This window comes from Streptomyces sp. C, assembly GCF_000158895.1.
Lineage (GTDB): Bacteria > Actinomycetota > Actinomycetes > Streptomycetales > Streptomycetaceae > Streptomyces > Streptomyces racemochromogenes.
This window is the reverse complement of record NZ_GG657750.1, coordinates 4,433,931-4,440,796: the sequence shown is the minus strand read 5'-3', so window position 1 is coordinate 4,440,796 and position 6,866 is coordinate 4,433,931. Positions and strand designations below refer to the sequence as shown.

Here is a 6,866-nt window from a genome sequence, read left to right as displayed (position 1 = left end):
ATCACCCTCAACCGGCCCGACGCCATGAACGCCCTCACCTGGGAGCAGCGCGAGCGCGTCATCGCGCTGCTCGACGCCGCCTCCGGCGACCCCGGCGTGCGGGCCGTCGTCGTCACCGCCACCGGCAAGGGGTTCTGCGCCGGCGCCGACCTCCGCAGCGGCAACTCCAACGCCAACGCCAACGCCAACGGCAGCGAAGCGCCCGGCGAGCGCGTCGCCGGCGACGTCGCCCGCATGATCCGGCTCGGCGCGCAGCGCCTGATCACCGCGGTCCTCGACTGCGAGAAGCCCGTCATCGCCGCCGTCAACGGCACCGCCGCCGGCATCGGCGCACACCTCGCCCTCGCCTGCGACCTCGTCATCGCCGCCGACACCGCCCGCTTCATCGAGGTGTTCGTCCGCCGCGGCCTCGTCCCCGACGGCGCGGGCGCCTACCTCCTGCCCCGCCTGATCGGCCCGCAGAAGGCGAAGGAGCTGATGTTCTTCGGCGACGCCGTCCCCGCCGCGGAGGCGGCCCGGCTCGGGCTGGTCAACAAGGTGGTCCCCGCCGACGCGCTGGAGGCGGCCGCCCGCGAGTGGGCCGAGCGGCTCGCGCAGGGCCCCACGCGTGCCCTCGCGCTCACGAAGCAGCTGGTCAACGCCTCCCTGGACGGGGACAGGGCGAACGCGCTGGCCGCCGAGGCCACCGCCCAGGAGATCAACATGACCACCGCCGACGCGAACGAGGGCGTGGCGAGCTTCGTGGAGCGCCGCACCCCGAAGTACCTGGGCCGCTGAGGCCTGCCCGGCGACCCCGGCGACCCCGGCGAGCCGACCTGTGGGCACGCGGGACGGCCGGCCTGGAGGGGGCAGGACGGCCCCGTGGACCGGTCCGGCCGACGGGCCGCACGCCCCGTCGGCCGGACCCCGGCGGCGGCTACGCGCGGGGGCTCGGCCTCAGCAGCGCGAACACCGCCCCGGCCGGGTCGGACGCCCAGGCGATGCGGCCGACGTCGGGGACGTCGGCGGCCGGCATCAGCACGGCGCCGCCGTTGCGCTCGACCGCGGTGACGGTGGCGTCGACGTCCACCACCTGGAAGTACGGCACCCAGCGCGGCACCATCGCCGAAGCGCCGCCGGCGCCCTCGCCCTGCGGGGCCACCCCGCCGAAGGACCCCTGCTCCTGGTCGCCCTCGCCGATGCTGAGCACCCGGTACGTCATCCCCGGCGTCTCCATCTCGATGTACCGCCAGCCGAACACCCCGCTGTAGAAGCGGATCGCGGCGACCGGGTCGGGTACGTGGAGCTCCGTCCACACCAGGGTGTTCACCTCGGAGGCCACCTCCAGCCCGCCGGTCTTGCCGGGTTGCCAGGACGCGAACTGGGCGCCCTGCGGGTCGGTGAACTGCGCCAGCCAGCCCTCGCCCATGACGTCCATGGGCTCCATCCGCACGGTCCCGCCCCCGGCCCGCACCGCTTCGGCCGTGGCCTGCATGTCGGCGCTCTGGAAGTGCACCATCCACGCCGACGTGGCGCCCTTCTCGGTGAGCGGTCCGAGTCCCGCCACGGTCTTCCCGCCGAGCCGGAAGAACCCGTACCCGCCCGCGTCGGGCCCGGCGGAGACGAACTCCCAGCCGAAGACCGACCCGTAGAAGGCGGCGGCCGCGGCGGTGTCGGGGCTGCCGAGGTCGAGCCAGTTGGGCGATCCGGTACGGAAGGCGGTGCCGAGCATGGGGTCCTCCAGCGGGTGGGGCGACACGGTCGCTGGCCACCATGCCCACGCCCCGCGCGCGCGGAGGCGTACGGCCGCCCGGGGCCCGGTGGATTCACCCGTTCGGGGGGTCGGTGGCCGGTGCTCAGCCGCCGAGGACGAGGCCGCCGCCGAAGAGCAGCAGCACCAGCAGGAGGGCCGTGGCCACGGCGGCGCCGCGACCGAGCATCCGGGCCGGGCTCACGTCCCGACCCCCCACCCCTTCCCATCTGACGCACCGTCAGCTTCAATCGGAAGGGTGATGGGACACGCAGGGATGGCGGCCACCGTCGTCCGATACCTCAGGTCAGCCGGCTCCCCCACCTCCGCCGGACACGTCGACGCTCTGCCCCGCCCCGACCTCCGGGCCGTCGGCGAGGACGAGCGCGCGCCCGTCAGTCCCGCCGAGTTCCGGGCCGTGCTGGGCAACTTCGCGAGCGGGGTTACGGTCGTCACCGCCCCGCCCGCCGAGGGCGAGGAGGGCCCGGCCGGCTTCGCCTGCCAGTCCTTCGCCTCGCTCTCCCTGGACCCGCCCCTGGTCACCTTCATGGTGGCCCGTACGTCGACCACCTGGCCGCGGATCGCCCGCGCCGGGGTGTTCTGCGTCAACATCCTCGGGGCCGAACAGGGCGAGCTGTGCCGGGCCTTCGCGGTCAGCGGCGCCGACAAGTTCGCCGGGGTCTCCCACCGGCCCGCCCCCGTGACCGGCTCCCCGCAGCTGGACGGCGTACCGGCCTGGATCGACTGCCGGATCCACGCCGTCCACACCGGCGGGGACCACCTCATCGTGGTCGGCCGCGTCGAGGCCATGGGCGCCGCCGGCGAGGGCGGCCCGCTCCTCTTCCACAAGGGCCGCTTCGCCCGCCTGGCCGACTGACTCCCGCGCCCCGACCGGCCGTTATCCTCCTGCGGTCGGACGTCAGGGCGGGGGACCATGGGGAACGCGTACGGGCCGGGGCGCACCCGGTGGACCAGCACCACCGGGTGGCTGATGGTGGGGAGCGCCGCGGCGGCGGTCCTGTGCGCCCTCGTCGGGGTGAGCCCGTACCCGCCGCTGACGGCGGAGGTCTGCCTGGCCGGCGCCTCCGCCCTCTTCGCCGCGTGCTGGGTGGCGGCCTCCCTCCACGCCCGCCGCGTCCCGCCCGAGGTCGACCCGCCCAAAGGTCGACCTGCGCAAGGCCGACCCGCGCTTGGCCTACCCGAGCTTGGCCGACCCGCGCAGCCGCCCGCCGCGACGGCCGCGCGGCCGCCTGCTGCGCATCGTGCTCGCCTTCGGGATCCCCGTCGCCACCTTCGCCGCCCTCGTCGTGTGCTTCACCGGGTCCGGCGAGGAGGGCAGGCGCAGCGACCGGCTGGAGCGGGCCGGGTACGACCGCCACGAGGCCCGGATCGTCCGGCTGACCGGCGAACCGGTCCACCACCAGGCCACGGACGACAACGACGAGTTCTACACCACCGACGTGGTCCTCAGCGTCCCGTACGAGGGCGGCCCCCGGGACGTGGCCGTCGAGGGCGTGACCACCGGGAAGTACCCGGAGCCGGGCACCACGGCCGAGGTCTACTTCGCCCCCGCCCACCCCGAGGCCGGCGTGGGCATCCGGCCCGCCCGCTCGTACCGCAACGTGTGGATCACCGTGTTCCTCGCGCTCGTCCTCTTCCCGTGGCCCTTCGTCGCGGGCGGCGCGATCAAGTCGTACATCGAGCCGAGGGGCCTGGAGCGGATGCGCCGTTTCGACCCCGGCACGCACCTGCCCGCCCTCGGCCTGCTGCTCCTCGGCGTCCTCGCCCTGCTGCCGCTGGCCCTGGAGGTGCCGGTGGCCGGCTTCACCCGCCTCTGGGCCCCCCTCGCCCTGCCCGCACCGGCGCTGGCGCTGACCTGGATGGCCCGCCGCGCGTAGTGCGACGGCGGGCCACCCGGCACCCGGATCAGAACGTGAGCACTCCGCGCGCGACCCGCCCGTGGTGGGCGTCGTCCACGGCCTTGGCGAAGTCCTCCACCGGGTAGACCTCCGTCACCAGCTCGTCCAGCAGCAGCTTCCCCTGCCGGTACAGCTCGGCGTAGAGGGCGATGTCGCGCTGCGGGCGGGAGGACCCGTACCGGCAGCCCATGATCGTCTTGTCCAGGTACATGGAGGACACCAGGAAGGACGCCTCCTCCTTGAAGCCCGGCACGCCGAGCAGCACCGCCTGCCCGTGCCGGTCGAGCAGGTCGACGGCCTGCCGGATCAGCCTGACGTTGCCGACGCACTCGAAGGCGTGGTCCGCGCCGGTCGGCAGGACCTCCCGGACCGCCGCCGAGGTGTCGGCCACGGCCGAGGCGTCCACGAAGTGGGTGGCGCCGAACTGCCGGGCCACCGCCTCCTTCGCCGGGTTCGCGTCCACCGCGACGATGACCGACGCCCCCGCGATCCGGGCGCCCTGGATGACGTTGAGCCCGATCCCGCCGGTGCCGATGACCACGACGCTCTCCCCGAGCCCCACCCTGGCCCGGTTCAGGACCGCGCCCACGCCGGTGAGCACCCCGCAGCCGATCAGCGCGGCGGAGGTCAGCGGGACCTCGTCCGGGATCTTCACCGCCTGCACGGCCTTGACGAGGGTCCGTTCCGCGAACGCCGAGTTCGAGGCGAACTGGAACAGCGGCTGCCCGGCCCGCGAGAAGGGCCGGTCCGGCATCCCGATCGCCTTGCGGCACATCGTCGGCCGGCCCCGGTCGCAGTCCGCGCAGGCCCCGCAGTTCGCGAGGGTCGACAGGGAGACGTGGTCACCGGGCGCCACGTGCGTCACCCCCGCTCCGACCGCCTCCACCACGCCCGCGCCCTCGTGCCCGAGCACCACCGGCGGCGGGAACGGGATCGTCCCGTCGATCACCGACAGGTCGCTGTGGCACAGCCCGGCCGCCGCTATCGCGACCAGCACCTCCCCCGGCCCCGGGTCCCGGATCTCCAGGTCCCCGACCACCTGGGCCTGCTTGCCGTCGAACACGACGCCTCTCACCTGGGCTCCTTAGGCAGGCCGAGCACCCGCTCGGCGATGATGTTCCGCTGGATCTCGTCCGAGCCGCCGTAGATCGTGTCGGCCCGGGTGAACAGGAAGAGGCGCTGTTCCTCGTCGAGCCCGAGTTCGTACGGGTCCCCCTGCGCCCAGAGCCCCGGCCCGGCCGACGCGGCCGCGCCCCGGACCTGGACGGCCAGCTCGCCGAGCCGGCGGTGCCACCCGCCCCACAGCAGCTTCGCCACGCTGGGCGCGCCGGGGTCACCGGCCGCGCCGCCCAGCGTCCGCAGGGCGTTCCAGCGCATGGTGCGCAGCTCCGCCCACTGCCGTACGAGGCGTTCGCGCAGGACCGGATCGGGCGCGCCGGAGGCCGCGTACGCCTTGACCACGCGCTCCAGTTCGGCGGCGAAGCCGATCTGCTGGACGAGGGTGGAGACGCCGCGTTCGAGGGCGAGCAGGCCCATGGCGACGGCCCAGCCGTTGCCCTCGCCGCCGACCACCTCCTGCGCCACGGCCCCGTCGAAGAAGACCTCGTTGAACTCCGCCGTCCCGGACATCTGCCGGATCGGGCGGACCTCGACGCGGCCGGGCTGGTCCATGCGCACGAGGAGGAAGGACAACCCCCGGTGGCGGCGGGATCCGGCTTCCGTGCGGGCCAGGACGAAGCACCAGTCGGCCTCGCGGGCCAGGGAGGTCCAGATCTTCTGCCCGGTGACGCGCAGCAGCCCGTCGGCCCCGTCGCGTACGGCGGTGGTGCGGACCCCGGCGAGGTCGGATCCGGCGCCGGGCTCGCTGTAGCCCTGGCACCACAGCTCCTCGCCGCGGGCGATGGCGGGGAGGTGGCGGTCCTTCTGCTCGCGGCTGCCGTAGGCGATCAGGGTGGGGGCGAGGAGGTTCTCCCCGATGTGTCCGACGCGGGCGGGGGCGCGCAGCGCCGCGTACTCCTCGGCCCACACCACCTGCCCGGTGAGGGAGAGCCGCCGGTTGCCGTAGCCCTCCTCCTGCCAGCCCTGGCCGATCCAGCCGCCGCGGCCGAGCTCCCGCTCCCAGTCGCGGCGGGCCCCGACCCCCTCGTGCTCGCTGCCCGGTCCGCCGAGGCCGACCGCCTGCGCGTACGGGCCGACGAGGTGCCCGGTGAGCCACGCGCGGGCGCGGGCGCGCAGCTCCTCGTCCTCGGCCCCGAAGCTGAAGTCCACGGTGTCCCCCACCCCCTTCTCAGGCGTTGGGCCGGTCCTTGGCGGCGGCGGCCTTGGCCATGGCTTCGAGCTGGGCGAGCATCGGCATCGGGTCGGTGCCGACGGTCCCGGGGAGGAAGTCGGCGATCCTCTCGGGGGTCCAGGCACCCTCGGCGTAGCCGGCGCGGAGCTCGCGCGGCTGCGCCCAGACGGCGATCTTGGGGCCGGCGATCGTGTAGACCTGCCCGGTGATGTCCTCGGCCTTGGCGCGGTCGCTGAGCAGGTACGTCACGAGCGCGGCGACGTCCTCGGGGTCGCCGATCTCCTTGAGCTCCATCGGCACGTTGGCGGACATCCGGGTCCGGGCGACGGGTGCGACGGCGTTGGCGGTGACCCCGTACTTGTGGAGGCCGAGGGCGGCGCTGCGGACGAGGGAGATGATCCCGCCCTTGGCGGCGCTGTAGTTGGCCTGGGCGACGGATCCGGTGTGGTTGCCGCTGGTGAAGCCGATGAGGGTGCCGGAGCCCTGGCGGCGCATGACGGCGGAGGCGGCCCGGAACACGGTGAAGGTGCCCTTCAGGTGGGTGGCGACGACGGGGTCCCACTCCTCCTCGGACATGTTGAAGAGCATCCGCTCGCGCAGGATGCCGGCGACGCAGACGACGCCGTCGACGCGCCCGTACTCGGCGAGGGCGGTGTCCACGATGCGCTGGCCTCCGGCCATGGTGGAGATGTCGTCGGCGACGGCGACGGCCTCGCCGCCGGCGGCCTGGATCTCCTTGACCACGTTCTCGGCGACCTCGCTGGTGGGCTCGCCGCCCTCGATCCCGACCCCGTAGTCGTTGACGACGACCTTGGCGCCCTCGGCGGCGGCGGCGAGCGCCACCGCCCGGCCGATGCCCCGGCCCGCGCCGGTGACGGCGACCACCTTTCCTGCCAAGAAGTTCCCCACGGCCGACCCCTTCCCGTGT

General features: G+C 74.6%; 7 protein-coding genes. 3 read left to right on the top strand and 4 right to left on the bottom strand.

What is annotated here, in order from left to right; genetic code table 11:
- Nucleotides 1-777 (top strand): enoyl-CoA hydratase-related protein (locus SSNG_RS19970; RefSeq protein ID WP_128637051.1); only part of this gene is annotated, 777 nt, incomplete at its 5' end.
- Nucleotides 778-916: 139 nt separating this feature from the next.
- Here the strand turns inward: SSNG_RS19970 and SSNG_RS19965 are convergent.
- A complete protein-coding gene (locus SSNG_RS19965; protein WP_007265695.1) occupies nucleotides 917-1,711 on the bottom strand; it encodes a VOC family protein in 795 nt (264 codons plus the stop codon).
- Nucleotides 1,712-2,006: 295 nt separating this feature from the next.
- Here SSNG_RS19965 and SSNG_RS19960 point away from each other — a divergent pair, with 295 nt between their 5' ends.
- The gene (locus SSNG_RS19960; RefSeq protein ID WP_042801446.1) at nucleotides 2,007-2,606 is read left to right on the top strand and encodes a flavin reductase family protein; all 600 of its coding nucleotides are present in this window, start codon (nucleotides 2,007-2,009) and stop codon (nucleotides 2,604-2,606) included.
- 313 nt (nucleotides 2,607-2,919) lie between these two features.
- Entirely contained in the window at nucleotides 2,920-3,627 is a 708-nt protein-coding gene (locus SSNG_RS19955; protein ID WP_007265693.1) for a hypothetical protein, read from the top strand.
- 28 nt (nucleotides 3,628-3,655) lie between these two features.
- Here the strand turns inward: SSNG_RS19955 and SSNG_RS19950 are convergent, their stop codons facing one another.
- From SSNG_RS19950 to SSNG_RS19940, 3 genes are read right to left on the bottom strand one after another with little or no spacing between them, the layout of a single operon-like run.
- A complete protein-coding gene (locus SSNG_RS19950) occupies nucleotides 3,656-4,723 on the bottom strand; it encodes a Zn-dependent alcohol dehydrogenase (RefSeq protein WP_042801442.1) in 1,068 nt (355 codons plus the stop codon).
- Nucleotides 4,720-5,916 carry an acyl-CoA dehydrogenase family protein gene (locus SSNG_RS19945; RefSeq protein WP_042803825.1) on the bottom strand — a complete coding sequence of 399 codons (1,197 nt, stop codon included), beginning with the start codon at nucleotides 5,914-5,916 and terminating at the stop codon, nucleotides 4,720-4,722. The genes SSNG_RS19950 and SSNG_RS19945 overlap by 4 nt, the downstream gene beginning before the upstream one ends.
- 19 nt (nucleotides 5,917-5,935) lie before the next feature.
- Nucleotides 5,936-6,847 carry an SDR family NAD(P)-dependent oxidoreductase gene (locus SSNG_RS19940; RefSeq protein ID WP_007265690.1) on the bottom strand — a complete coding sequence of 304 codons (912 nt, stop codon included), beginning with the start codon at nucleotides 6,845-6,847 and terminating at the stop codon, nucleotides 5,936-5,938.
- Nucleotides 6,848-6,866: the final 19 nt, after the last annotated feature.

What these genes read in the sequence shown, in the direction of transcription:
- SSNG_RS19965 (WP_007265695.1), bottom strand. Translation starts at nt 1,711, where the DNA reads ATGCTCGGCACCGCCTTCCGTACCGGATCGCCCAACTGGCTCGACCTC.
- SSNG_RS19960 (WP_042801446.1), top strand. Translation starts at nt 2,007, where the DNA reads ATGGCGGCCACCGTCGTCCGATACCTCAGGTCAGCCGGCTCCCCCACC.